Source organism: Paenibacillus sp. UMB7766-LJ446 (assembly GCF_030226665.1).
Lineage (GTDB): Bacteria > Bacillota > Bacilli > Paenibacillales > Paenibacillaceae > Paenibacillus > Paenibacillus vandeheii.
In genome coordinates this window covers 26,415-53,054 of sequence record NZ_JASOYM010000021.1, presented here as the reverse complement: position 1 = coordinate 53,054, position 26,640 = coordinate 26,415, and the positions used below count along the sequence as shown (strand labels likewise).

The window sequence follows — 26,640 nt, the reverse complement described above, 5'->3', positions numbered from 1 at the left end:
CGGGATATGAATTGAATTCATTATATGCCAATAATTTACCTTCTTTCAACTGACGATTTCAACATTTCCAAAAAGTTCTTGTAAAGCGGGATTAGCAATCCGGGAATTGGATCATACTGGATATAAAGATGAAGATATATTGAAGGAGGTGCAGGGACTTATGTGGAAAAAAGGCATTTTAACTTTTACAGGATTGTGCGGTGCATGGTTCGGCTACACGGCATATCATCTGGCAGGAAAATCTGTCCCTTGGATGGCTGAATGGATTCAGTCAGCAGGACTGTTAGGGGCTGGGGTAGCAACGTTATTAGGAGCAGTAATGTTTATGTCTGTATGCAACATCGGTGGAACATTAATGGCAACCAGACTGCAGAATGGGATTGATTCTCTAGCAAAGGTGCCGATGAATGAATTGGCTGCAGGTGCCGCTGGTACCGTTGCTGGTTTACTGGTAGCCTTGCTTTTATATCCTTGTGTGGCATGGCTGGGGACAGCTGGAGAAGTGCTGCAGGTGGCACTGACGGTCGTAAGTAGCTATGCAGGCTATATGCTTGCCATGGCAAAGAAAGACGATCTGGCGGCATTCTGGATGTCAGGACGCTGGGGTCATCCCGAGGTGGACGAGGAAAGACGGCTGGAAGAGCACAAAATTTTGGATACCAGTGTCATTATCGATGGTCGCATCGCAGATATATGCAAAACCGGATTTATTGAGGGCACGATTGTAATCCCGGAATTCGTTCTGGAGGAATTGCAGCACATTGCTGATTCATCGGACTTGCTCAAGCGAAACAGAGGACGCAGAGGGCTTGATATACTGAATAAAATTCAGAAGGAATTGGATGTTAAAGTACTCATCTACGAGGGAGATTTCGAGGAAATTTCTGAAGTGGACAGCAAGCTGGTCAAGCTCGCCAAGGTGCTTCAGGGTAAAGTCGTCACCAACGACTTCAACCTGAACAAGGTCTGCGAATTGCAAGGAGTATCCGTGTTAAACATCAACGATCTTGCCAATGCGGTTAAGCCGGTGGTACTACCAGGTGAGGAGATTATGGTGCAGATTATCAAGGATGGCAAGGAGCATGGTCAGGGTGTAGCCTATCTGGATGATGGCACAATGATTGTTGTGGAGGGCGGACGTGAGTACATCGGCATGATGATGGAAGTGCTGGTGACCAGTGTGCTGCAGACGTCAGCAGGACGAATGATTTTTGCCAAGCCGAAACTGTTGGAAAAAGCCCAATAAAGCGGTATGATGGGTAGTGTATCGTTTAACGATATTTTATATCGAAAGTAGATATTTTGTATCTTAAGACGATAAACTGACAGACAAGGCAGGGATTGCGGCATGGATAAAGGGTGGGGTGTTGTCATTGTGGCAGCAGGTCGAGGGACCCGGATGGGAACGACCGAGAGCAAGCAGTTTCTGCTGCTGCAGGACAAGCCCGTTTTCATACATACGCTCGAAGTGTTTGCGGCTTTGGACGAGGTCAGCGAAATGGTGCTGGTCACAGGATCTGCCGATGTTGAACGCTGCCTGGTTTGGGTAAAAGAATACCGACTGGAATCACGTGTCCGTGTCATCCCCGGAGGGAAAGAGAGACAGCATTCTGTCCACGAAGGCCTTAAGGCATTGGGGACGGATTGGGTCCTCGTTCACGACGGGGTACGCCCTTTTATAAACCGTGAGCAGATTATGGGGTGTATGCAGGCCGCCATGTCGGGTGGAGCAGCTGTACTGGCTGTTCCAGTGAAGGATACGATCAAACAAGTCAATGCGGAGGGAATCGTTACAGCGACGCCTGACCGCAGCAGTCTGTGGAGCATTCAAACCCCGCAGGCTTTTCGTCTTTCTTCCCTGGTGCTCGCATACGAATCGGCGGAACGGGACGGATTTCTCGGAACGGATGACGCGATGCTGGCTGAACGTCAGGGAATGTCGGTCAAGGTTGTGGAAGGCAGTTATACGAACATCAAATTAACGACACCGGAAGATTTGGAATACGCTGCGTTTATCCTGGGGGGAGAGAAGAAGCGATGATACGTGTAGGACAAGGATTTGATGTACACCAGCTGGTAGAGGGACGCCCATGCATTATTGGCGGGGTGACGATTCCTTATGAAAAAGGACTGCTGGGCCACTCGGACGCAGATGTGCTGCTGCATGCTATTAGTGATGCCATTCTTGGTGCGCTTGCGCTTGGGGATATTGGCAAACACTTCCCGGATACGGATCCGGAGTTCAAGGATGCCGATAGCCTGAAACTGCTGGAGCATGTGTGGCAGTTGGTGAAGGATCGCGGATACCGTCTGGGGAACATCGATTCAACCATTATTGCACAGAAACCGAAGATGGCACCTTACGTTCCGCAGATGGCCGAGATTATTGCCAAGGCACTGGAAGCGGATGTAACTCAGGTGAATGTCAAAGCGACAACAACAGAGCAACTGGGATTCCCCGGACGGGGAGAGGGCATAGCAGCCCAATCGGTTGTTTGCCTTGTTCGCGTGTGATATTATCAACCAATTAGAGACGGAGGGGATATTATGAGCACCGAAGTTCGCGTGCGTTACGCGCCAAGTCCAACGGGACACCTGCATATCGGGAACGCCCGTACAGCGCTGTTTAACTATTTGTATGCCAAACATAATAACGGCAAATTCATTATTCGTATTGAGGATACGGACGTGAAACGCAACATTGCCGGTGGTGAAGAAAGCCAGCTGAAATACCTGAAATGGCTCGGAATCGAGTGGGACGAAAGTATTGATGTCGGCGGAGAGTACGGACCATACCGTCAGACGGAACGTCTGGACATCTATCGTAAATATACGCAGGAATTGCTGGACAAAGGTCTGGCTTACCGCTGTTATTGCACAGAAGAAGAGCTGGAACAAGAACGCGAGGAACAGACAGCTCGTGGAGAAACACCGCGTTATTCGGGCAAACACCGTGATCTGACACCGGAGCAACAGAGTGCATTTGAAGCGGAAGGCCGTGTGGCAAGTATCCGTTTCCGTGTACCGACAGAACAGATATATACGTTTGATGATATGGTAAAAGGTACAATCTCATTCAACAGCAAGGAATCCGGCGACTTCGTTATTGTGAAAAAAGACGGCATTCCCACGTACAACTATGCAGTTGCTGTGGATGATCACCTGATGAAGATCTCTCACGTCCTGCGTGGTGAGGATCACATCTCTAACACACCGCGTCAATTGATGATCTATGAAGCGCTTGGCTGGGAGCCTCCGCAATTCGGTCATATGACGCTGATCGTGAATGAAAACCACAAAAAGCTGAGCAAACGGGATGAGTCCGTTATTCAGTTTATTGAACAATATGATCAGCTCGGCTATTTGCCGGAAGCGATGTTTAACTTCATCTCCCTGCTTGGCTGGTCGCCTGAAGGAGAAGAAGAGATCTTCTCGCAGGAGCAGTTAATCTCCATTTTTGATACGAAGCGTCTGTCCAAGAGCCCGGCGGTATTTGATACCCATAAGCTGGCTCACTTGAACAACCATTACATCAAAAATGCGGACCCGGATCGCATTGCAGAAATGGCGATTCCCCATCTGCAAAAAGCGGGACGTATTGCTACTGAGCTGTCTCCTGAACAGAAAGAATGGGCATATACGCTTGTTCATCTCTACCAGGAACAGATGAATTCTGCCTCCGATATCGTGGAATTGTCGGAAGTGTTCTTCCGTTCCCACCTGGAGCTGGAAAGTGAAGGTGCCGCTGTACTGGCTGAAGAGCAGGTGCCAACCGTTCTGAAAGCATTTGCTGATAAGGTACAGGCAAGCGACGAATTTACACCAAGCAAGATGGCTGCGCTGATCAAGGAAGTTCAGAAGGAGACCGGATTTAAGGGCAAACAGCTGTTTATGCCAATCCGTGTTGCTCTGACAGGACAGACTCATGGCCGCGATCTAAACCAAACGATTGTATTGCTTGGCCGCGATACGGTTATTGATCGATTGCATGCTCAGGTTAAAGGCGCGTAAGAGTACCCCTGTTTTAGTCTGCTTTGGACTTAAGGGTGGAGCTTCGTTCAGACCGATGTGAAGGAAGATTGTTGTCAGTCCATAACCTTTTCGCTATAATAGCAACACAAAGGTTAAATGGTATGATTTTATCATTCATCATAAAAACAGCAAAGACCGGGAGAAGTAGGCTGAACCGGACAGATTCAGAGAGGATGGTCCTGCAGTAGAGAACAAGATTCTATGCTGCGGTGGCTGTGAGCCATCCGCTGTCCGCCAGTCGAAATGCACCCGTGAGCTGCACAGCCGAATCCGGCCCCGCCTCTTGTTTTGTAGAAGAGAGGAAAACGTCAGGGTAGGTTGTGACGGTTGGTTCCCGTTACGGAACTGTTGAGGGTTCATTCTTGTGCAAGGATATGAAGCAGCTATAACACGTTGCTCAGTTCTTGTATGTTAAGGCATGAACCGAGCAGAGTGGGACCGCGATAAACGCCTCTGCAGCTTAAATAGCTGCAGGGGCGTTTTCTGTTTAGGTCGAGTCGGAAGTACACTACCATGAGGGCCGCGCCATCCGGTAAGCCGGAGGACGAAGACCTGAACAAGAGGGGAACGAGCATGTTCAAGAAGATCAGATCAGATATCCAGGCGGTGTTTGAAAACGATCCGGCGGCCCGGGGTTGGTTTGAGGTTGTATTTACCTACTCGGGGCTGCATGCGATATGGGCGCACCGGATGGCACACTTTTTATACAAGCGGAAATGGTTTTCTTTCGCCCGCTTCATTTCACAGGTCAGCCGTTTTATGACAGGCATCGAAATCCATCCTGGGGCTACCATTGGCAATCGGTTGTTTATTGACCATGGCATGGGAGTTGTAATTGGGGAAACGTGTGAAATCGGGGATGATGTTGTCATTTATCAGGGGGTCACGCTTGGCGGAACGGGTAAAGAAAAAGGGAAGAGACATCCGACAATTGGCAATAATGTGGTTATATCATCCGGGGCGAAGGTGCTTGGTTCCTTCAGTGTGGGGGATCAATGCAATATTGGTGCGAACTCGGTTGTGCTGAAGGAAGTCCCTTCAAACAGCACCGTTGTAGGCATACCGGGCAGAATCGTGAAGCAGGATGGGCGTCGGGTGGACCGTCTGAATCAGCAGCTTCCCGATCCGGTCATCGATTCCCTGCGCAGTATGCAGCAAGAGATCGAACAATTGCGTGAAGAAGTGCGTACTTTGAAGAGTACCCGTGAAAGTGAGTTTTCCCGTGGTACAATAGAATAATGATGGAAACGGATGAAAGGAAAGTGACTATGACGCTTCAAATTTACAATACGATGAGTCGTACCAAAGAGAATTTTATTCCCCAAGAGCCAGGAAAAGTGAAAATGTATGTGTGCGGGCCAACGGTATATGATTACATTCATATCGGAAATGCACGTCCGGTTATTTTTTTCGACACGGTTCGCGGATACCTGGAACAGACCGGTCATGAGGTGAACTATGTCGTGAACTTCACGGATGTCGATGACAAGCTCATTCGTAAAGCCGAGCAGCTTGGGACGGATGTTCCTCATGTCGCCGAGAAGTTTATTGCGGCTTATTACGAAGACCTCGAAGGGCTGGGTATTCCAAAGGCAAGCAGTAATCCTAGAGTAACGGAAAACATGCCGCTCATTATTGATTTTATCCGCGAGCTGGTTGAAAAGGACTTTGCCTATGAAAATGGCGGTGACGTATATTATCGCACAGGCAAATTCGCGGAGTATGGCAAACTGTCGAAGCAAAACCTTCAGGAATTACAGTTTGGAATTCGCATTGGTGTAGATGAGCGCAAAGAGCACCCGGAAGACTTTGTACTCTGGAAAGCTGCGAAGCCGGGTGAGATCTTCTGGTCCAGTCCGTGGGGCGATGGTCGTCCAGGCTGGCATATTGAGTGCTCTGCCATGGCACGGGAGTATCTGGGGGATACACTGGATATTCACGGTGGAGGACAGGATCTGCAGTTCCCGCACCATGAGTGCGAATGCGCTCAATCCGAGGTGTTGACGGGCAAACCGCTCGCAAACTACTGGATGCATAATGGATTTATCCGTATCGATAATGAAAAAATGTCGAAATCACTCGGAAATGGTGTGCTTGTTAAAGACCTTCGAAATCAATACAAACGCGAAGCCATTCGATACTTCATGTTGTCTACTCACTATCGCAATCCGTTGAACTTTACGGAAGATACGATGGAGCAGGCGCAGAACAGTGTAGACCGGATTGCCAATAGCGTAGGCAACCTGAAACATCGCTTGCAGGCTGTAAGTGTGGACCAGGCTGTGTCGGAAGAGTTCGCTGCTAGGCTGGAGCAAATTCGTCAGCAGTATCATCAAAAAATGCAGGATGACTTCAATACGCCTGATGCAATCACAGCGCTGTTTGAGTGGGCTGGGGAAGCTAACCAACTGCTGCAGCAAGATGTGGTTAATGCTGCGGACATTCGTGCCCTGTTGGAATTGTTCAGTGAGTTGAATGCGGTGCTTCGCATTTATACCGAGGCGGAACCAGAACTCTTGGACGAAGAAATTGAACGTCTAATTGAAGAACGTAACGAAGCGCGTAAGACCAAAAACTGGGCACGTGCTGATGAAATTCGGGATGAACTGTCTGCGCAGGGCATCTTGCTTGAGGATACGGCTCAAGGAATGAGATGGCGGCGCAAATGAGCGAGGAACAACTGAATAAGTTGTCTGAATCTGTCGAGTATGTCGAGCAACCGAAGGAACAACAGCCAGATGAACAGTCTCTGCAAGTTGACCAAGGGGGATGGTTTCCTTATCCCCCATCTCGGCCTGCGCGGTTGATTCCACCCATTGCTCTTGCCTATATTGGGGATGCGGTATATGAGGTAGCCGTACGACAGTATCTGTTATCTAAAGCCAACATGCGCCCCAACCATCTGCACCGTAGTGCGACAGGCTTGGTATCGGCGAAGGCACAGAGCCGTATTCTCACTGGTATAGAGGCTGAGCTGACCGAGGAAGAACGTGACATTGTCAGACAAGGTCGTAATGCCAAGTCCGGCAGTATTCCCAAAAACGCAGACGTTTTGGAATATAGACATGCCACAGCTTTGGAGTGTCTGATCGGTTACCTGTATAGCAGTGGTCGGCATGATCGCATGATTGAACTGATTCGTCAGGGTATCGAGCATGCCGAACAAAATTCGCAATTACCTACAAAATAATACTAATTACAACAAAACCGCTCTGTAAGGTACGCTGATCATGGCGTAGTAAATTACAAGGCGTTATAGAGAGGATCGAATAAAGATGGAAGAAGAATGGATCGCCGGTAAGCACTCCGTGACGGAGGCGCTGCGTTCAGGCCGGACCATTAATAAAATATGGATTGCAGATACCGCGCAAAAACATCTGACTCAACCGATTATCACAGAAGCGAAAAAACTGGGTATTGTCATTCAGCATGTAGACAAGCGTAAACTGGATCAGACGGTCCCGGGCGTTCAACACCAGGGAGTGGTGGCACAAGCGGCACCTTACGCTTATGTGGAGGTTGAAGACATTCTTGCTGCAGCGGCTGCAAAAAATGAACATCCATTTTTGATTTTGCTGGATGAGATTGAAGATCCTCATAATCTTGGATCGATTTTGCGGACGGCTGACTGCACAGGTGCCCATGGTGTCATTGTACCGAAACGTCGCTCAGCTGCAGTTACAGTGACCGTATCCAAAACATCTGCAGGTGCGGTAGAGTACGTGCCCGTTGCTCGTGTAAGCAATCTCGGTCAAACCATTGATCGTCTTAAGGAAGAGGGCGTTTGGGTTGTGGGTACGGATGTTGCTGCTCAGGAGAGCGTGTTCGGGAACGGAGTCTTTACAGGCCCGGTAGCCCTCGTGATCGGGAACGAGAATAAGGGGATGGGACGGCTCATTCGTGAAAAATGTGATGTGCTGATCAAATTGCCGATGCAAGGACAGATTAATTCCCTGAATGCTTCCGTGGCAGCGGGGGTTGTCATGTATGAAGTGCTCCGCTCGCGCCAAGCGCAGGACTAGAAGATATGGCTGATTCCCGTGATGTGCTTCTTGTAGACGGGTACAACATGATTGGTGACTGGCCGGAGCTATCCCGATTGGCGGAGAGTGGGCTGGAGGAGGCCCGCAACAGGCTTCTCTCTCGTCTAGCCGACTATCAGGCATTCTCCGGCTTGAGAGTCATTGTTGTTTTTGACGCCTACCTCGTGCCTGGACTCGGTAAATCCTTTACACAGAGCAAAGTACAGATCTTTTTCACAAAGGAAAGAGAGACGGCAGACGAATGCATTGAGAGACTCGTTCGGGAACTAAGCACGCGAAGACGCCAAATCTATGTGGCTACAAGTGATATGGTAGAGCAGCATGTCATTTTTGGACAGGGAGCTCTGCGTGTATCCGCAAGGGAATTGCTCATCGAAGTAGAGCAGAACGAAAAAGAGTTACAGAAACGTCTGGAAGAAGATCAAGCTAAAGCAACCCGAAATACGCTTGGCGGGAAGTTAAGTCCGGATGTTTTGAAGCAGTTTGAGCGATGGCGCCGGGAATAACAGCACGGTTTTACAGAAATTAGAATTTTGAAACTCTTGACAATTATGTTATTGATGTTCTTTTTTAGGCAGAGCGTGGTTGACGGTGTGAGGTACCATCATATATACTGATCCTATATTTCATAGAGTAGAGTAACGGGGTACCTTGCGTTGCAGCCGGAGGGATTGTCTGTGAGTGTCGACCTCAAAGATATCATGTTATCCAAGTATGATTACCAAAGTGACGAAGACATTGTCGAAGCGGTCCGTGAAGGTGAAAGCGAAGCGCTGGAGTTTTTGATTAACAAATATCGTAACTTTGTACGCGCCAAGGCAAGATCTTATTTTCTGATTGGAGCTGACCGGGAGGATATCATTCAAGAAGGAATGATTGGACTCTATAAATCCATTAGGGATTTCAAAGGGGACAAGCTCGCTTCTTTCAAAGCTTTCGCCGAGCTGTGCATTACACGACAGATTATTACGGCAATCAAGACAGCAACACGTCAGAAGCATATTCCGCTTAATTCTTATGTATCACTGGACAAGCCTATTTATGACGAAGAGTCCGATCGTACGTTACTCGATGTGATTTGTGGAACACAGGTCAGCGATCCGGAAGAGCTTATCATCAATCAGGAAGAGTTTGTTGGCCTGGAAGATAAGATGTCTGAGATTTTGAGTGATCTGGAACGTAAAGTATTGATGTTGTATCTGGACGGGAGATCTTATCAAGAGATTGCAGTGGATTTGGACAGGCATGTGAAGTCCATTGATAATGCACTTCAGCGCGTGAAGCGCAAACTTGAAAAGTACCTGGAAGTTCGAGATAATTGAACACATGTTGTCGTTGACGGAAAAGGCTCGGGGTTTGAGTCTTTTTTTGCTGCTTCAAGTTTATAAAGTAAAAGAATGATTATACTAGTAATCGCTTGGTCCATGCAGGAGAAGAGAAAAAACAGAGATGCGAAACCAAATGTGTTGGCAAGGAACTTTTACCCAATAATGAGAGGCTAATCTTTCATTGACAGGGTTATACCCATATGATAAAGTGTTTTAGGTAGGCCTAAATTCGCGGCTTTTTTTTAGGATCAATTTAGAGACTCCGCTTCAATGTGGAAGTCTTCGGGAGGTGTACATCATGCGGGTAATTATTACTTTGGCTTGTACGAATTGCAAACAAAGAAATTACACTACGACGAAAAACAAGCGTAATCACCCCGACCGCATGGAGATGAAGAAATTTTGCAAGTTTTGTAACGAGCAGACTTCTCATCGCGAAACCAGATAGTTTTTTGGAGGTGTAGTCGGCGTGAAACGTAGTTTCAAATCTCTGATTTCCTTTTTCTCTGAAAGCTGGGCTGAACTTAAAAAAGTTCGCTGGCCTAATCGTAAAGAGCTGACCAACTACACATTGATCGTTCTTGGTACTGTTGTGGTTATGACGCTGTTTTTTTGGGTCGTTGATATCGGCATCTCCGCTGTGATCGAAGCGATTATTTAAGAAGGGTCCCAGGTGGCTTGATATGGAAAAAAGATGGTACGTCGTTCATACCTATTCAGGGTATGAGAATAAGGTCAAAGCCAATTTGGAAAAACGCGTAGAGTCCATGGGCATGGAAGACAAGATTTTCCGCGTTCTTGTTCCTATGGAAGAAGAAGTGGTGAACAAAGACGGTAAGAAAAAAACCGTTATGCGTAAAGTTTACCCCGGTTATGTCTTGGTCGAAATGGTCCAGACGGATGACTCTTGGTATGTTGTTCGCAACACACCAGGTGTTACGGGATTTGTCGGTTCGACAGGTTCCGGGTCCAAACCAACAGCCTTGCTGCCTGAAGAAGTGGAACAAATTCTGAAGCATATGGGCATGGTTGAGCCGAAGCCTAAAATTGAATTCGATATTAAGGAATCCGTACGTATTAAAGTTGGTCCTTTTGCGAATTTTGTGGGCTCCGTGGAAGAAATCTTGGTAGACAAAAGCAAGTTGAAAGTGCACGTGAACATGTTTGGACGGGAAACACCGCTTGAGTTGGAATACACGCAAGTGGAGAAGATATAGTTTCTTCAAGTTTCTTGTGGGAGGGCTGAGAGGCCCGTTAACCACTATTTTGCAAGGAGGTGTCAATCATGGCAAAAAAGGTAATCAAAATGGTAAAACTGCAAATTCCAGCAGGTAAAGCGAATCCAGCGCCTCCGGTAGGTCCAGCTTTGGGTCAAGCAGGTGTCAACATCATGGCATTCTGTAAAGAGTTCAACGCTCGTACAGCCGATCAAGCGGGATTGATTATTCCTGTTGAAATCACAGTATTCGAAGACCGTTCCTTTACTTTCATTACTAAAACTCCACCAGCAGCAGTTCTGTTGAAAGTGGCAGCTAAAGTAGAAAAAGGATCCGGCGAACCGAACAAGAAAAAAGTAGCTACCGTTAAACGTGATGCGGTACGTCAAATCGCGGAACAAAAAATGCCTGACCTGAATGCTGCTGACGTTGAGTCTGCAATGCGTATGGTCGAAGGTACTGCCCGCAGCATGGGTATCACCATCGAAGACTAATTTTTCATCTGAAACATGGCTTCGTAAAGCCGGCCGATTCGCGGCCGGTTGATGTGGGAGGTATATCCGCTAACACCACAAAGGAGGAATATAACATGGCTAAACACGGTAAAAAATACCTGGAAGCTGCCAAGCTGATTGACAGCGAAGCAACTTACGAGCCTTCAGAAGCTGTAGAGCTTGTGAAAAAGGCAGCCACTGCAAAATTCGATGAAACGATCGAAGCAGCAGTACGCTTGGGCGTTGACCCACGTAAACAAGACCAGGCAGTACGTGGTGTTGTTGTCTTGCCACACGGCACAGGTAAAACACAACGCGTATTGGTATTTGCAAAAGGTGACAAAGCGAAAGAAGCGGAAGCGGCTGGCGCGGACTATGTTGGTGATGCAGACATGATCAACAAAATCCAACAAGGCTGGTTCGAATTCGACGTCTGCGTAGCGACACCGGACATGATGAGTGAAGTAGGTAAATTGGGCCGACTGCTCGGCGGTAAAGGTCTGATGCCTAACCCTAAAGCCGGAACGGTAACTTTCGATGTATCCAAGGCTGTTCAAGAAATCAAAGCCGGTAAAATCGAATATCGTCTGGATCGTGCAGGTCAAATTCATGCACCGATCGGTAAAGCTTCTTTCTCTGCAGAGCAACTGAATGAGAACCTTAAAGCTCTCATGGATGCTTTGACTCGTGCTAAACCGGCGGCAGCAAAAGGTGTTTATCTGAAGAATGTAAGTCTTTCTTCCACGATGGGCCCTGGAGCACGCGTGAACGCAGCTTCTTTTAGATAATATCACTTGACAGGCTTGTCCTGTTCTGATAATCTATAAAAGTTGTGAGTCCGAGTGACTGACCGTTGACATTTGAATATGCTTACCGTAGACAGTAGGTGCCATTTTGGCTTAATTTCCTGCCGAGGTGTGATTATAGAACTTAGAACGATGCAAATCGGTTATGAGTATATATCAAGCCTTCGTGATTCTACGGAGGCTTTTCTTAATGGGATAAATTTGATCAGGAGGTGTACAGTTTGGCAAACGCAAAAGTGATTCAAGCAAAACAAGAATCCGTTGATGCAGTAACAGCAAAATTGCGCGAGAGCGTTACTAGCGTTGTTGTTGACTATCGCGGTTTGAACGTTGCCCAAGTAACTGAGCTGCGTAAGCAGCTTCGTGAAGCCGGAATCGAATTCCAAGTGCTGAAAAACTCGTTGCTTCGCCGCGCAGCAGCTGCAGCAGAACTGACAGAACTTAACGAAGTACTGTCAGGTCCTAGTGCAATTGCATTCAGCGTAGACGACGTAGTGGCTCCAGCCAAAATTCTGAACGACTTCGCGAAAAAGAACGATGCACTGGAATTGAAAGGTGCAGTCGTAGAAGGTCGCGTAATTGGAGTAGAAGAAGTCAAAGCATTGGCAGAATTGCCATCCCGCGAAGGTCTCCTCTCCATGCTCCTCAGCGTGCTTCAAGCGCCAGTGCGCAACTTCGCGCTTGCGGTTAAAGCTGTTGCTGAAAAAGAAGAACAAGGCGCGTAAGCAACTTGATCTGAACGCTGCTTAGCAGTGATGAAATACAAAAAAATAATATTATATATGGAGGTTCAATCATGAGTAAAGAGCAAATCTTGGAAGCAATCAAAGGCATGACTGTACTGGAACTGAATGATCTCGTTAAAGCAATCGAAGAAGAATTCGGCGTAACTGCTGCAGCTCCAGTAGCTGTTGCAGGTGGCGGAGCTGCTGCAGCTGAAGCTGAGCAATCCGAGTTCGACGTAATCTTGACTAGCGCTGGTGCTTCCAAAATCAACGTTATCAAAGCAGTTCGCGAAATCACAGGTCTTGGCCTGAAAGAAGCAAAAGAAGTAGTTGACAACGCTCCAAAAGCGTTGAAAGAAAAAGTTAGCAAAGAAGAAGCAGAAACGGTTAAAGCTAAGCTTGAAGAAGCAGGCGCTACAATCGAAGTTAAATAATTTGGCTTTCATTAGCTAAATGAACAAAACAACAAACCCCTTGACTTATATCAAGGGGTTTGTTGCTGTAATTGTAAATGGAAAGTGAGTGAGGACATGTCCAATCATTATTATTCGGACAAACCGCAGGTGGCACATGACAGACGGGCTACAGAAGCGGAGCTACGCGGATGGAAATTACGACTCGTTACGGATGCAGGGGTATTTTCCAAAAACGGAATCGATTACGGCAGCAGAGTGCTGATTGATGCTATAGAGTTGCCTGCTGGAGCTCATGTACTGGATGTGGGTTGCGGGTATGGACCAATTGGTCTTACAGCAGCTAAACTTGTACCGGATGGACATGTCACCATGATCGATATCAATGAGAGAGCCGTTGAGCTTTCCAAGGAAAATGCAAAAGCGAATGGTATAACGAATGTAACGGTTATGCAAAGCAATCTTCTGGCTGAAGTTGAAAAGGAAGACTATGACGCGATTCTGACGAATCCTCCGATCCGTGCGGGTAAGGAAACCGTGCATTTGATCTTTGAACAGGCGTATCGTCATTTGAAGGTGGGCGGAGCGTTATGGATTGTCATTCAGAAAAAGCAGGGAGCACCTTCGGCAAAAGCGAAGCTGGAATCTCTCTTTGGACGAGTGGAGGAAGTAACGAAGGATAAAGGCTACCGAATTTTCAAAGCGGTAAAATTGGAAGAGGCGCCTTTAGGCTAAATCCTGATTTGTAAAGTAAGCAGGGGAGCATTTTTTTTGCAATAGGACTATTGACTTGAAATTCAGGTCGTGGTATTATTGTAAAATGTCAGTATTAAGATGCCCTATTTGGCTTTAGCTAACTAAAAATGTCAACCTTTTTTACGCCGAACGGGCTTATTATGCCAACGTTTGGCGTATAATATGTACATTTTGGGCAAACTGGGGATAAGTATGTTTTGGAAAGACATCCGCCGATAAAAGTTGCTCTTTTTTCGAACGACATTCGAGTAAGGGCTTTTCTTTATTTGTGGATGCATTGCTTTGCTCTGTATGTGTACCATTATAAGGTTACAAACAGAGGTTCGCAACGAAATTTTTAAAGTGAGTAGACATTGAGGGGTGAGTTTAAGTTGGCAGGACATCTTGTTCAATATGGTCGACGCACTCGGCGCAGTTATGCACGAATTAACGAGATACTCGAAGTTCCGAACCTGATTGAAATCCAACAAAAATCTTACGATTGGTTTTTGGAGGAAGGGTTGCGCGAAATGTTCCAGGATATCTCGCCGATCCAGGATTTTACAGGTAACTTGATTTTGGAATTTATCGACTACAGTCTCGGTGAACCGAAGTATACAGTAGATGACGCGAAAGAGCGCGACGTTACTTATGCAGCACCGCTTCGGGTCAAAGTCCGGCTCATTAATAAGGAAACCGGCGAAGTCAAAGAGCAGGAAGTATTCATGGGAGATTTCCCGCTGATGACCGACACCGGCACATTTATTATTAATGGTGCGGAACGGGTTATTGTCAGCCAGTTGGTTCGCTCTCCTAGCGTTTACTTCAGTACCAAAGTAGATAAAAACGCCAAAAAAACGTATACCGCTACAGTTATTCCTAACCGCGGCGCTTGGCTCGAACTGGAGATGGACGCGAAGGATGTTGTTTACGTCCGGATCGACCGCACACGTAAAATACCGGTGACGGTTCTCCTGCGTGCACTTGGTTTTGGCACAGACGCTGAGATTCTGGATCTGCTCGGTAATGACGAATATATCCGCAACACGCTGGACAAAGACAATACGGATTCTACGGAGAAAGCGCTGATTGAGATTTATGAGCGTCTTCGTCCGGGCGAGCCGCCAACGCTTGATAATGCGAAAAGCTTGCTCGTCGCTCGTTTCTTTGATCCAAAACGTTATGACCTTGCTAATGTGGGTCGTTACAAAATCAACAAAAAGCTGCACATCAAGAACCGTTTGTTCAACCAACGTTTGGCTGAGTCTCTTGTGGATACCGAAACCGGTGAAATCATTGCCGAAGCAGGTCAAATGATAGACCGTCGTCTGTTGGATGAGATCATGCCGCAGCTGGAGAAAAGCGTTGGTTTCCGCACATATCATGTGGCTAACGGCGTTTTGGATGCCAATGATATCCCGATGCAAACGATTGATGTGTTTTCACCGATTGAGGATGGTAAGGTCGTTAAACTGATTGCCAATGCTAACATTGATAAATCAGTGAAGAACGTTACACCAGCTGATATCATTTCCTCTATCAGTTACTTCATTAACCTTTTGCATGGCATCGGAAGCACAGATGATATCGATCACCTGGGTAACCGTCGTCTTCGCTCGGTTGGTGAACTCTTGCAAAACCAATTCCGTATCGGTTTATCCCGTATGGAACGTGTAGTTCGTGAGAGAATGTCCATTCAGGATGCTAACGTAATCACGCCTCAGGCTTTGATTAACATACGTCCTGTTATCGCATCCATTAAAGAGTTCTTCGGTAGCTCCCAATTGTCACAGTTTATGGATCAAACGAACCCATTGGGTGAGTTGACGCATAAACGCCGTCTGTCCGCTCTCGGACCAGGTGGTTTGACGCGTGAGCGTGCCGGCATGGAAGTCCGTGACGTGCATCCATCCCACTATGGCCGGATGTGTCCGATCGAGACACCAGAGGGACCAAACATTGGTTTGATCAACTCATTGTCGACATTTGCCCGTGTGAACGAATATGGTTTCATTGAAGCTCCTTATCGCTGGGTAGATCCGAAGACTGGTGTCGTAACCGAGCAAATCGATTACCTGACAGCAGACGAAGAGGACAACTATGTAATCGCTCAAGCGAATGCGAAGCTGAATGAAGATAGTACATTCGAAGAAGAAGCGATCATTGTACGTTACAACAAGCAGTCGGATAACATCCTTACGATGCCGAGTGAACGCGTTGACTACATGGACGTATCTCCTAAACAAGTTGTATCCGTCGCTACGGCGCTCATTCCGTTCCTTGAGAACGATGACTCCAACCGTGCGCTCATGGGATCAAACATGCAGCGGCAGGCCGTTCCACTCTTGATTCCAAAAGCACCGCTTGTCGGAACAGGTATGGAACATAAAGCCGCGAAAGATTCCGGTGTATGTATTGTCTCCAAATATGACGGGATTATTGAACGTTCTTCTGCGAATGAAATTTGGTTGCGTCGTATTGAAGAAGTTGATGGTCAAGAAGTCAAAGGCGATATCGTTAAATATAAATTACACAAATTTATGCGTTCGAACCAAGGAACATGCATTAACCAACGTCCGATTGTCAAAAGAGGTGCTGTTGTCAAAGCTGGCGACATCCTTGCAGACGGTCCTTCGACGGAAATGGGTGAATTGGCACTGGGACGTAACGTCGTTGTTGCTTTCATGACTTGGGAAGGTTACAACTACGAGGATGCGATCCTGCTCAGCGAAAAACTCGTGAAAGAAGATGTCTACACATCGATCCATATCGAGGAGTATGAGTCTGAAGCACGTGATACTAAGCTCGGTCCTGAAGAGATCACGCGTGACATCCCTAACGTTGGGGAAGAAGCGCTGCGTAATCTGGATGAGCGCGGTATTATCCGTATCGGTGCAGAAATCAGTGCTGGTGACATTCTGGTTGGTAAAGTAACACCAAAAGGTGTAACAGAACTGACTGCAGAAGAGCGTCTCCTGCATGCGATCTTTGGTGAGAAAGCACGTGAAGTACGTGATACTTCCTTGCGTGTACCTCACGGTACTGACGGTATCGTAGTCGATGTAAAAGTCTTCACCCGTGAAAATGGTGATGAACTGCCTCCAGGTGTTAACCAGCTCGTTCGTGTCTATATTGCTCAAAAACGGAAAATTTCCGAGGGTGATAAAATGGCCGGACGTCACGGTAACAAAGGGGTCGTGGCCCGTATCCTGCCGGAAGAAGATATGCCTTTCCTGCCAGACGGTACACCAGTTCAAATCGTTCTTAACCCGCTGGGCGTACCTTCCCGGATGAACATCGGTCAAGTGCTTGAAGTTCACTTGGGTATGGCAGCCATGCAGCTCGGTATTCACGTTGCTACTCCTGTATTCGACGGAGCGAAGGAGTATGACGTCTTCGATACCATGGAAGAAGCAGGTATGCAGCGGAATGGTAAAACCGTTCTGTACGACGGTCGTACGGGAGAAGAGTTCGAACGTGAAGTTACTGTTGGCGTCATGCACATGATCAAGCTGGCGCACATGGTTGACGATAAAATCCATGCTCGTTCCACAGGTCCTTACTCACTCGTTACGCAACAGCCTCTGGGTGGTAAAGCCCAATTCGGTGGACAACGTTTCGGGGAGATGGAAGTATGGGCGCTTGAGGCTTATGGTGCGGCCTATACACTGCAAGAAATCTTGACTGTTAAGTCCGATGACGTTGTAGGTCGGGTGAAAACATATGAGTCCATCGTCAAAGGCGAGAATGTTCCGGAACCAGGTGTTCCTGAGTCATTCAAAGTATTGATCAAAGAGCTGCAAAGCTTGGGTATGGACGTTAAGATTTTGAGCGAAGATGAGCAAGAGATTGAAATGAAAGAAATGGACGATGAAGATGACGCTGCGAGCGATAAGCTCAGCCTCAACCTTGAGGGTACAGAGGTCGGAGCGGAGTAACCGCTTCGGGCGCATGATGACCGGCGCTTTTCATCAGGCTCGCGTCTTGCTCCGGCTTCGGCCGGAGGGGGCGTAACCTAGAATACAGGACTTGGTTAAGGAGGGTTGCTCCTTGTTGGACGTCAACAATTTCGAATACATGAAGATCGGGCTTGCTTCCCCAGAAAAAATTCGTTCTTGGTCCCGCGGAGAAGTGAAAAAACCGGAAACGATCAACTATCGTACGTTGAAACCGGAAAAAGAAGGGCTGTTCTGCGAAAAGATTTTTGGCCCTACAAAAGACTGGGAATGTCATTGCGGTAAATACAAACGCGTCCGTTATAAAGGCGTTGTCTGTGATCGCTGTGGCGTTGAAGTCACACGTGCGAAAGTACGCCGCGAACGGATGGGCCATATTGAGCTCGCTGCTCCGGTATCGCATATCTGGTACTTCAAAGGTATTCCGAGCCGCATGGGTCTCGCTTTGGATATGTCTCCAAGATCTCTCGAGGAGATTATTTATTTTGCATCATATGTAGTAACTGATCCAGGAGAAACTCCACTGGAGAAAAAACAGCTGTTGTCCGAGAAAGAATACCGCAGCTACCGTGAGAAATACGGATATGGGTTCCAGGCTGGTATGGGCGCAGAAGCCGTTAAAAAATTGCTTCAAGACCTTGATATAGACAAAGAGCTTGAATTCCTTAAGGAAGAGCTCCGCACTGCTCAAGGACAACGTCGTAACCGTGCTATCAAACGTTTGGAAGTAATTGAAGCATTCCGCAACTCGGGTAATAAACCTGAATGGATGATCATGGATGTACTTCCTGTTATCCCGCCGGAACTTCGTCCGATGGTACAGCTGGATGGTGGACGTTTTGCAACGTCTGACCTGAATGACCTGTATCGCCGTGTAATTAACCGGAACAACCGTCTGAAACGTTTGCTTGATTTGGGCGCGCCAGACATTATCGTGCAAAATGAAAAACGGATGCTGCAGGAAGCTGTTGACGCATTAATCGACAACGGCCGTCGTGGACGCCCTGTAACGGGTCCTGGTAACCGTCCATTGAAATCTCTCAGCCACATGCTGAAAGGTAAACAAGGACGTTTCCGTCAGAACTTGCTCGGTAAACGGGTTGACTATTCTGGTCGTTCCGTTATCGTAGTTGGACCTTACCTGAAAATGTATCAGTGTGGTCTGCCTAAAGATATGGCACTTGAACTGTTCAAGCCTTTCGTTATGAAAGAACTTGTAAATAAAGGGCTTGCCCACAACATCAAGAGCGCTAAACGTAAAGTTGAGCGCGTAAGTCCTGAAGTATGGGATGTTCTTGAAGAAGTCATCAAGGAGCACCCGGTTCTTCTGAACCGTGCCCCTACGCTTCACCGTCTCGGTATTCAAGCATTTGAACCGATTCTCGTTGAAGGTAAAGCAATTCGTCTTCACCCGCTCGTATGTACGGCATACAATGCCGACTTTGACGGTGACCAAATGGCCGTGCACGTTCCATTGTCCGCTGAAGCTCAAGCGGAAGCACGTATTTTGATGCTTGCATCAGGTAACATTTTGAACCCGAAAGACGGTAAACCGGTTGTTACCCCTTCCCAGGATATGGTGCTTGGTTCTTACTACCTGACCATGGACAACAAGGAAGAAAAGGGAACAGGTATGATCTTGCGTACGGTTAACGAAGCTGTGTCCGCGTACCAACGTGGTACTGCAGGATTGCATGCACGTGTAGCCATCCCGGTTAGAGCGCTTGGCAAAACAATCTTTACCGAAGAGCAACAAGATGCAATGCTGCTGACTACCATCGGCAAAATCATCTTTAATGAGATCTTCCCGGCAAGCTTCCCTTACATCAATGATGCAACTCGTGCGAACCTTTACCAAGGTACTGCAGAGCATTCATTTGTTTATGAGAAGGGTGCTGACCTTAGAGAAGCGATCATGAATGCTCCTTTGGCTGGTGGTGTCGGTAAAGAATATCTCGGTTCTATCATCGCGCGTTGTTTTGAAATTTATCACACAACGGAAACTGCCGTTATTTTGGATAAAATCAAACAACTCGGATTCACATACTCCACTCGTGCGGGTATCACTGTAGCGGTGTCGGATGTTATCGTTCCACCTGAGAAATTTGAAATCCTTAGACAGTCTGAGGAAAAAGCACAAATCGTTACGAACCAGTACCGTCGTGGTCTGATTACGAACGAGGAGCGCTATGACCGCATCATTGATATCTGGTCGAAATCGAAAGATGATATCACCGAGATTCTGATGAAATCGATGGATCGTTACAACTCCATCATGATGATGGTTGACTCTAAAGCACGGGGTAACAAATCGCAAATTACCCAATTGGGCGGTATGCGTGGTCTGATGGCCAACCCGTCTGGTCGAATCATTGAACTCCCAATCAAATCGAACTTCCGTGAAGGTCTGACGGTACTCGAGTACTTTATCTCGACTCACGGTGCCCGTAAAGGTTTGGCTGATACGGCCCTGCGTACAGCGGATTCAGGTTACCTGACTCGTCGTCTCGTAGACGTGGCACAAGACGTGATCGTGCGTGAAGACGATTGTGGTACTGATAAAGGCTTTACGGTAAGCCGTATCCAGGATGGTAAAGAGGTTATTGAGGATCTCTACGACCGTATTGAAGGCAGATACTGCTTCGAGACTGTTCGTCATCCGGAAACAAAAGAAATTATTGCACACCGCAATGAGCTGATTGACTCTGATAAAGCTGAAGCAATCATCAAAGCTGGCGTAACCAAACTGCAAATCCGCTCCGTACTTAGCTGCCGTGCCCGTCACGGTGTCTGCAAGAAGTGTTATGGTCGCAACTTGGCGACTGGTAAACACGTGGAGATCGGTGAAGCAGTTGGTATTATTGCAGCACAATCCATTGGTGAGCCAGGAACACAGCTGACAATGCGTACATTCCACACCGGTGGTGTAGCCGGAGACGATATTACGCAAGGTTTGCCGCGTATCCAGGAGTTGTTTGAGGCTCGTAATCCTAAGGGTCAAGCAACAATCAGTGAAATCGACGGTGTTGTTAAAGAAATTCGCGAAGCGAAAGATCGTCGCGAAATTGAAATTCAAGGTGAAGCAGAATCCAAAGTTTACTCTGTTACCTACGGTTCCCGTGTACGCGTTAGCGAAGGCATGGAAATTGAAGCAGGCGACGAGTTGACAGATGGTTCTATCGATCCAAAAGAAATGCTGCGCATTAAAGGCGTACGTGGCGTGCAGAACTACATTTTGCAGGAAGTACAACGCGTATACCGTAACCAAGGCGTAGAAATCAATGACAAACACGTTGAAGTTATGATCCGTCAAATGTTGCGTAAAATCCGTATCGTCGATGCAGGGGACACTACGTTGTTGCCAGGATCGTTCGTGGATACGCATGAGTACGAAAGAGCTAACAAGACAGCGATTCTGAGTGATAAAGAGCCTGCGGTTGCGAAACCAATCTTGCTCGGTATTACGAAAGCATCCCTGGAAACAGACTCCTTCCTCTCGGCGGCTTCGTTCCAAGAGACTACACGTGTACTGACAGATGCAGCGATCAAAGGTAAAGTCGATCAGTTGCTCGGTCTGAAAGAGAATGTAATTATCGGTAAATTGATTCCTGCAGGTACAGGTATGCACCGTTACCGCAGCATCAAATTTGCTGAGCCGGAAGATGGTCAATCTTCAGTAGAAGAACTTGAACCAGTTTCGGTTGATTAAGATATTTAACTAGATTCATCCTTATCATAAGGTTGAACTAGAGTTTTGTACGCCGGGAGACGACTGCTGTTTCGTACAGAAGGATGTTTCCCGGTGTGGCAAAACTTTAAATAAAATGTTTTAGGATTAGCATTGACATTGCTTGCGCTAGATGCTAATATATCAAAGGTGCGTGAGTAGCTGATTGTATTTGGTCCTATTCGGAGGAATGAACAATGTCTAATGAAAAAGGTCTGCAAGATGCTCATGTCAAAATAGGTACCAAACAGACCACGCGGATGGTTCAGACAGGTATGGCTTCTGAAGTTTATGTGGCTGAAGATTGTGATCCGCAGCTTACTTCCAAAATCATTGCCTTGTGTGAACAACACAATGTGAAGTGCACGAAAGTGGACACAATGAAAAATCTCGGCAAAGCTTGCGGGATTGGAGTAGGAGCAGCAATGGCTGCTGTCGTAAAATGATACGGTAAGGAACGTTTTTGTCCGAGAACTTTTAGGGATTCTCCAAGGCAAAAACTTTTCATTTGTCTTTTTATGAACCGCCTGGGTCTGTGGACTTAGCATAAGAGGTTTATAAAGAAACATGAACAATTGAGGAAGGGGGTGGCAATCACATGCCAACTATTAACCAACTGGTACGTAAAGGACGTCAAGCTAAAGTTGAAAAGTCCAAATCACCAGCTTTGCAAAAAGGGTTCAATGCTTTGAAACGTGAATCAACTAACATCAGTGCCCCACAAAAACGTGGTGTCTGCACTCGTGTAGGTACAATGACTCCACGTAAACCAAACTCTGCACTTCGTAAGTATGCCCGTGTTCGTTTGACGAACCGTCTCGAGGTAACTGCTTATATCCCGGGTATCGGACATAACCTTCAAGAGCACAGTGTTGTGTTGATCCGTGGAGGTAAAGTTAAAGACCTTGCAGGGGTTCGTTATCACATCGTTCGCGGAGCTCTTGATACTGCAGGCGTGAACAACCGTATGCAAGCTCGTTCGAAATACGGTGCTAAACGTCCAAAAGCTAAAAAAGCCTAAAATATTATAAGTAGCAGTCCTGAATATCTTCTGGGTTAATCCCAGGAGGTGTAGGATGTGCTCATGAAGAAAGAAAGGGGGATATCCATGCCACGCAAAGGTCCAGTTACGAAAAGAGACGTGTTGCCAGATCCGGTATACAGCAGCAAGCTGGTTACTCGTTTGATCAACCGCATCATGCTCGACGGAAAACGCGGTGTTGCTCAAAGCATTCTGTATAATGCGTTTAAGTTGATTCAAGAACGTACGGGTAATGACCCGATGGAAGTATTTGAAGCAGCAATCAAGAATATCATGCCAGTCCTGGAAGTTAAAGCTCGCCGTGTCGGCGGTGCCAACTACCAAGTACCAATCGAGGTAAAACCAGAGAGACGTACTGCTTTGGGATTACGTTGGCTCGTGAACTACTCCCGCAACCGCGGTGAGAAAACAATGGAAGAGCGTTTGGCGGCTGAGATCATCGACGCTTCCAACAACACAGGCGCTTCCGTTAAAAAACGTGAAGATACGCACAAAATGGCTGAAGCGAACAAAGCGTTTGCTCACTACCGTTGGTAGGATTCGGTTCACAATAATAACTTCAATTTTGAAGGGAGACCCATTTCATGGCAAGAGAGTTCTCCTTGAAAAATACACGTAATATCGGGATCATGGCTCATATTGATGCGGGTAAAACCACGACAACTGAGCGGATCTTGTTCTACACAGGACGTACGCACAAAATCGGTGAAGTACACGAAGGCGCTGCGACAATGGACTGGATGGAACAGGAACAGGAGCGCGGAATTACGATTACTTCCGCTGCGACTACCGCTGCTTGGAAAGGCCACCGCGTTAACATCATTGATACCCCGGGACACGTTGACTTCACTGTTGAAGTTGAACGTTCCCTTCGTGTATTGGACGGAGCAGTTGGTGTATTCAGTGCGAAAGAAGGCGTTGAGCCTCAGTCCGAAACCGTATGGAGACAGGCTGACAAGTACGGCGTACCTCGTATCGCTTATGTAAACAAAATGGATATCATAGGTGCTGACTTCCTGAACGTTGTATCTGACATGCGTGATCGCCTTCAAGCGAACGCAGTTGCGATCCAACTTCCGATCGGTGCTGAAAATGATTTCAAAGGTATCATTGATATCGTTGCACAAAAGGCTCATATGTACAAAGATGACCTGGGACAAGATATCGAAGAAACTGAAATTCCTGCGGAATTTGCTGATCAAGTTGCAGAACTCCGTAACGAATTGGTTGAGCGTGTTGCTGAACTCGACGAAGATTTGACAATGAAATACCTGGAAGGCGAAGAAATCACTATTGATGAGATCAAAGCTGCCCTCCGTAAAGGTGTAGTTGATGTTAAGATCTTCCCGGTTATCTGTGGATCCTCGTATCGTAACAAAGGTGTTCAACTGATGTTGGATGCTGTTATCGACTACTTGCCGGCTCCAACAGATGTTCCATCTATCACGGGTCATCTTGAAGATGGAACTGAAGCAATTCGTAAGTCATCCGATGAAGAGCCTTTCTCCGCATTGGCCTTCAAAATCATGACTGACCCTTACGTTGGTAAATTGACATTCTTCCGCGTATACTCCGGTGTTCTTCAATCCGGATCTTACGTATTGAACGCAACTAAAAACAAACGTGAGCGTATCGGTCGTATCCTTCAAATGCATGCTAACAGCCGTCAAGAGATCACTGAAGTTTACTCCGGTGACATTGCAGCTGCCGTAGGTTTGAAAGATACGGGTACAGGTGATACACTGTGTGATGAGAAAAATCCGGTTATCCTGGAGTCAATGAACTTCCCTGATCCGGTTATCGAAATCGCCGTTGAACCTAAAACCAAAGCTGACCAAGATAAAATGGGTGTTGCTCTCGGTAAGTTGACAGAAGAGGATCCAACTCTTCGTGCTCATACTGACGAAGAAACAGGCCAAACAATCTTGGCAGGTATGGGTGAGCTTCACCTTGATATCATCATCGACCGTATGCGTCGTGAGTTCAAGGTTGAAACTACTGTGGGTAAACCACAAGTAGCTTACCGTGAAACATTCCGTGCACCAGCGCGCGTTGAAGGTAAATTCGTTCGTCAATCCGGTGGTCGTGGTCAATACGGTCACGTATGGGTTGAGTTCGAACCTCTCGAGGCGGGTACAGGCAGCCAGTTCGAAAGTAAGGTTGTCGGTGGTTCTGTTCCAAGAGAATACATTCAACCAGCTCTTGCAGGTATCGAAGAGCAAATGAAAAACGGCGTTATTGCAGGCTTCCCGCTTGTTGACGTTAAGGCTACAATCGTAGACGGATCTTACCATGATGTCGATTCCAACGAGATGGCATTTAAAATTGCCGGATCGATGGCGCTGAAAGCTGCGAAAGACAAATGTAAGCCGGTTCTGCTTGAGCCAATCATGAAAGTAGAAGTAACCGTTCCAGAAGAGTATATGGGTGACGTTATGGGTATGCTTAACTCCCGTCGTGGCCGCATCGAAGGTATGGATTCCCGTAGTGGAGCCCAAATCATCCGTGCTAAAGTACCTTTGTCTGAAATGTTCGGATACTCTACAACTCTTCGTTCCGGTACTCAAGGACGCGGCGTATTCTCCATGGAGCTCTCTCACTATGAAGAAGTTCCTAAGAGCATCGCTGAAGAGATTGTTGCTAAAACAAAAGGAACCGAGTAGTTTTCTCTCATTGGATGAAAGTGCATAAGAGTCATGTATTCTTTGCACTTCATTTAGTGAAAACATAAAATTATAATTTTAAGGAGGCCACGTTCAAATGGCAAAGGCTAAATACGAACGTAATAAACCCCACGTTAACATTGGTACTATCGGTCACGTTGACCATGGTAAAACAACTCTGACTGCTGCAATCACAACTGTATTGTCCAAAACTTACGGTGGTGCAGCAATCGCATTCGATCAAATCGATAAAGCTCCAGAAGAGCGCGAACGTGGTATCACAATTTCTACATCACACGTTGAGTACGAAACTGATACTCGTCACTACGCTCACGTAGACTGCCCAGGTCACGCCGACTATGTTAAAAACATGATCACTGGCGCGGCACAAATGGACGGAGCTATCTTGGTAGTATCCGCAGCTGATGGCCCAATGCCACAAACTCGCGAGCACATCCTGCTCTCCCGTCAAGTAGGCGTACCTTACATTGTTGTATTCTTGAACAAATGTGATATGGTTGAAGACGAAGAGTTGTTGGAATTGGTTGAGATGGAAGTTCGCGACCTTCTTAACGAATATGAGTTCCCAGGTGATGATACTCCAATCACTCGTGGATCCGCTCGTGAAGCTCTGCAAAACCCTGATGGTGAGTGGGCTCAAAAAATCGTTGAGATGTTCAAAGAAATCGATACGTACATCCCACTGCCTGAGCGTCAAACTGACAAACCTTTCTTGATGCCTGTCGAGGACGTATTCTCCATCACTGGTCGTGGTACTGTTGCTACAGGTCGTGTAGAGCGTGGTACTGTTAAAGTCGGCGAAGAGATCGAAATCGTTGGTATTACTGAAGAAACTAAAAAATCCGTAGTTACGGGCGTTGAGATGTTCCGTAAATTGCTGGATTCCGCTCAAGCGGGTGACAACATCGGCGCATTGCTGCGTGGTGTTGATCGTACTCAAATCGAGCGTGGACAAGTTTTGGCAAAACCGGGTTCTGTTAAGCCTCACACAGAATTCACAGCTCAAATCTACGTTCTGACTAAAGAAGAGGGCGGACGTCACAAACCATTCTTCACTGGTTACCGTCCACAGTTCTACTTCCGTACAACTGACGTAACAGGCATCATTAACTTGCCTGAAGGTACTGAAATGGTAATGCCTGGTGATAACATCACTGTTACTGTTTCCTTGATCTCCCCAATCGCGATTGAAGAAGGAACTAAGTTCTCCATTCGTGAAGGCGGACGTACAGTAGGTGCCGGTTCCGTAGCAAGCATCCAAAAATAATTCAGCTTAACGCTGAGTAAGCATATGCAACAGTGTACTAGAACGAGTAACATTGTATTGTAACGAAGCTTCGGAAGAGTTCTTTATCCGACATCGGATAGAGAACTCTTTTATTATGTAAATGATTCGGAACCTGCGTCATCAGGTTTAAACTTTCATTCGGAATTGTAA

Annotated in this window: 25 protein-coding genes and 1 other annotated feature; all 25 genes read left to right on the top strand. The window is 46.9% G+C overall.

Going from position 1 to position 26,640, the window contains the following annotated elements; all coding sequences use genetic code 11:
* Positions 1–160 precede the first annotated feature (160 nt).
* The 25 genes from QP794_RS31570 to tuf all read left to right on the top strand — a co-directional run bounded on the left by QP794_RS31570 (position 161) and on the right by tuf (position 26,469).
* Positions 161–1,246 carry a PIN/TRAM domain-containing protein gene (locus QP794_RS31570; RefSeq protein ID WP_285080669.1) on the top strand — a complete coding sequence of 362 codons (1,086 nt, stop codon included), beginning with the start codon at positions 161–163 and terminating at the stop codon, positions 1,244–1,246.
* A 102-nt stretch (positions 1,247–1,348) separates the two neighbouring features.
* Positions 1,349–2,041, top strand: coding sequence for a 2-C-methyl-D-erythritol 4-phosphate cytidylyltransferase (gene ispD / locus QP794_RS31565; RefSeq protein WP_285080668.1), 693 nt, complete (start codon positions 1,349–1,351; stop codon positions 2,039–2,041).
* Positions 2,038–2,514, top strand: coding sequence for a 2-C-methyl-D-erythritol 2,4-cyclodiphosphate synthase (gene ispF / locus QP794_RS31560; protein WP_024633608.1), 477 nt, complete (start codon positions 2,038–2,040; stop codon positions 2,512–2,514). The genes ispD and ispF overlap by 4 nt, the downstream gene beginning before the upstream one ends.
* 33 nt (positions 2,515–2,547) lie before the next feature.
* Positions 2,548–4,011, top strand: coding sequence for a glutamate--tRNA ligase (gene gltX / locus QP794_RS31555; protein ID WP_285080667.1), 1,464 nt, complete (start codon positions 2,548–2,550; stop codon positions 4,009–4,011).
* A gap of 594 nt (positions 4,012–4,605) precedes the next feature.
* Entirely contained in the window at positions 4,606–5,271 is a 666-nt protein-coding gene (cysE, locus tag QP794_RS31550; RefSeq protein WP_285080666.1) for a serine O-acetyltransferase, read from the top strand.
* A gap of 29 nt (positions 5,272–5,300) precedes the next feature.
* Positions 5,301–6,701, top strand: coding sequence for a cysteine--tRNA ligase (gene cysS / locus QP794_RS31545; protein WP_285080664.1), 1,401 nt, complete (start codon positions 5,301–5,303; stop codon positions 6,699–6,701).
* Positions 6,698–7,222, top strand: a complete 525-nt coding sequence (locus tag QP794_RS31540; RefSeq protein WP_285080663.1) for a Mini-ribonuclease 3 — start codon at positions 6,698–6,700, stop codon at positions 7,220–7,222. The genes cysS and QP794_RS31540 overlap by 4 nt, the downstream gene beginning before the upstream one ends.
* Before the next feature lie 85 nt (positions 7,223–7,307).
* On the top strand, positions 7,308–8,054 hold the full coding sequence (gene rlmB, locus QP794_RS31535) for a 23S rRNA (guanosine(2251)-2'-O)-methyltransferase RlmB (protein WP_024633603.1): 747 nt from the start codon (positions 7,308–7,310) through the stop codon (positions 8,052–8,054).
* A gap of 5 nt (positions 8,055–8,059) precedes the next feature.
* Positions 8,060–8,581 carry an NYN domain-containing protein gene (locus QP794_RS31530; protein ID WP_024633602.1) on the top strand — a complete coding sequence of 174 codons (522 nt, stop codon included), beginning with the start codon at positions 8,060–8,062 and terminating at the stop codon, positions 8,579–8,581.
* A 171-nt stretch (positions 8,582–8,752) separates the two neighbouring features.
* The gene (gene sigH / locus QP794_RS31525; protein ID WP_024633601.1) at positions 8,753–9,397 is read left to right on the top strand and encodes an RNA polymerase sporulation sigma factor SigH; all 645 of its coding nucleotides are present in this window, start codon (positions 8,753–8,755) and stop codon (positions 9,395–9,397) included.
* Between the two features lie 304 nt (positions 9,398–9,701).
* Entirely contained in the window at positions 9,702–9,851 is a 150-nt protein-coding gene (rpmG, locus tag QP794_RS31520) for a 50S ribosomal protein L33 (RefSeq protein ID WP_072735843.1), read from the top strand.
* A gap of 21 nt (positions 9,852–9,872) precedes the next feature.
* Positions 9,873–10,064, top strand: a complete 192-nt coding sequence (gene secE / locus QP794_RS31515) for a preprotein translocase subunit SecE (RefSeq protein WP_024633600.1) — start codon at positions 9,873–9,875, stop codon at positions 10,062–10,064.
* A 22-nt stretch (positions 10,065–10,086) separates the two neighbouring features.
* Positions 10,087–10,620, top strand: coding sequence for a transcription termination/antitermination protein NusG (gene nusG / locus QP794_RS31510; protein ID WP_024633599.1), 534 nt, complete (start codon positions 10,087–10,089; stop codon positions 10,618–10,620).
* A 68-nt stretch (positions 10,621–10,688) separates the two neighbouring features.
* Positions 10,689–11,114: a 50S ribosomal protein L11 gene (rplK, locus tag QP794_RS31505; RefSeq protein ID WP_024633598.1), complete on the top strand. Its 426-nt coding sequence runs from the start codon at positions 10,689–10,691 to the stop codon at positions 11,112–11,114.
* A 95-nt stretch (positions 11,115–11,209) separates the two neighbouring features.
* Positions 11,210–11,902, top strand: a complete 693-nt coding sequence (rplA, locus tag QP794_RS31500; protein WP_024633597.1) for a 50S ribosomal protein L1 — start codon at positions 11,210–11,212, stop codon at positions 11,900–11,902.
* Positions 11,903–11,969: 67 nt separating this feature from the next.
* Positions 11,970–12,118, top strand: a sequence feature (ribosomal protein L10 leader region).
* A gap of 23 nt (positions 12,119–12,141) precedes the next feature.
* Positions 12,142–12,645, top strand: a complete 504-nt coding sequence (gene rplJ, locus QP794_RS31495) for a 50S ribosomal protein L10 (protein ID WP_079348932.1) — start codon at positions 12,142–12,144, stop codon at positions 12,643–12,645.
* Between the two features lie 71 nt (positions 12,646–12,716).
* Positions 12,717–13,079, top strand: a complete 363-nt coding sequence (gene rplL / locus QP794_RS31490; RefSeq protein WP_079348933.1) for a 50S ribosomal protein L7/L12 — start codon at positions 12,717–12,719, stop codon at positions 13,077–13,079.
* Positions 13,080–13,175: 96 nt separating this feature from the next.
* A complete protein-coding gene (locus tag QP794_RS31485) occupies positions 13,176–13,793 on the top strand; it encodes a class I SAM-dependent methyltransferase (RefSeq protein WP_285080672.1) in 618 nt (205 codons plus the stop codon).
* Positions 13,794–14,185: 392 nt separating this feature from the next.
* Entirely contained in the window at positions 14,186–17,731 is a 3,546-nt protein-coding gene (gene rpoB / locus QP794_RS31480; RefSeq protein WP_024633593.1) for a DNA-directed RNA polymerase subunit beta, read from the top strand.
* 112 nt (positions 17,732–17,843) lie between these two features.
* The gene (rpoC, locus tag QP794_RS31475) at positions 17,844–21,458 is read left to right on the top strand and encodes a DNA-directed RNA polymerase subunit beta' (protein WP_024633592.1); all 3,615 of its coding nucleotides are present in this window, start codon (positions 17,844–17,846) and stop codon (positions 21,456–21,458) included.
* 215 nt (positions 21,459–21,673) lie between these two features.
* Positions 21,674–21,922 (top strand): ribosomal L7Ae/L30e/S12e/Gadd45 family protein, encoded by a 249-nt coding sequence (locus tag QP794_RS31470; protein ID WP_024633591.1) that lies wholly within the window; start codon positions 21,674–21,676, stop codon positions 21,920–21,922.
* Positions 21,923–22,074: 152 nt separating this feature from the next.
* Positions 22,075–22,497, top strand: a complete 423-nt coding sequence (gene rpsL, locus QP794_RS31465; RefSeq protein ID WP_017692070.1) for a 30S ribosomal protein S12 — start codon at positions 22,075–22,077, stop codon at positions 22,495–22,497.
* An 87-nt stretch (positions 22,498–22,584) separates the two neighbouring features.
* Positions 22,585–23,055: a 30S ribosomal protein S7 gene (gene rpsG, locus QP794_RS31460; protein WP_024633590.1), complete on the top strand. Its 471-nt coding sequence runs from the start codon at positions 22,585–22,587 to the stop codon at positions 23,053–23,055.
* A 47-nt stretch (positions 23,056–23,102) separates the two neighbouring features.
* The gene (gene fusA / locus QP794_RS31455) at positions 23,103–25,181 is read left to right on the top strand and encodes an elongation factor G (RefSeq protein WP_024633589.1); all 2,079 of its coding nucleotides are present in this window, start codon (positions 23,103–23,105) and stop codon (positions 25,179–25,181) included.
* Between the two features lie 97 nt (positions 25,182–25,278).
* Entirely contained in the window at positions 25,279–26,469 is a 1,191-nt protein-coding gene (gene tuf, locus QP794_RS31450) for an elongation factor Tu (protein WP_024633588.1), read from the top strand.
* Positions 26,470–26,640: the final 171 nt, after the last annotated feature.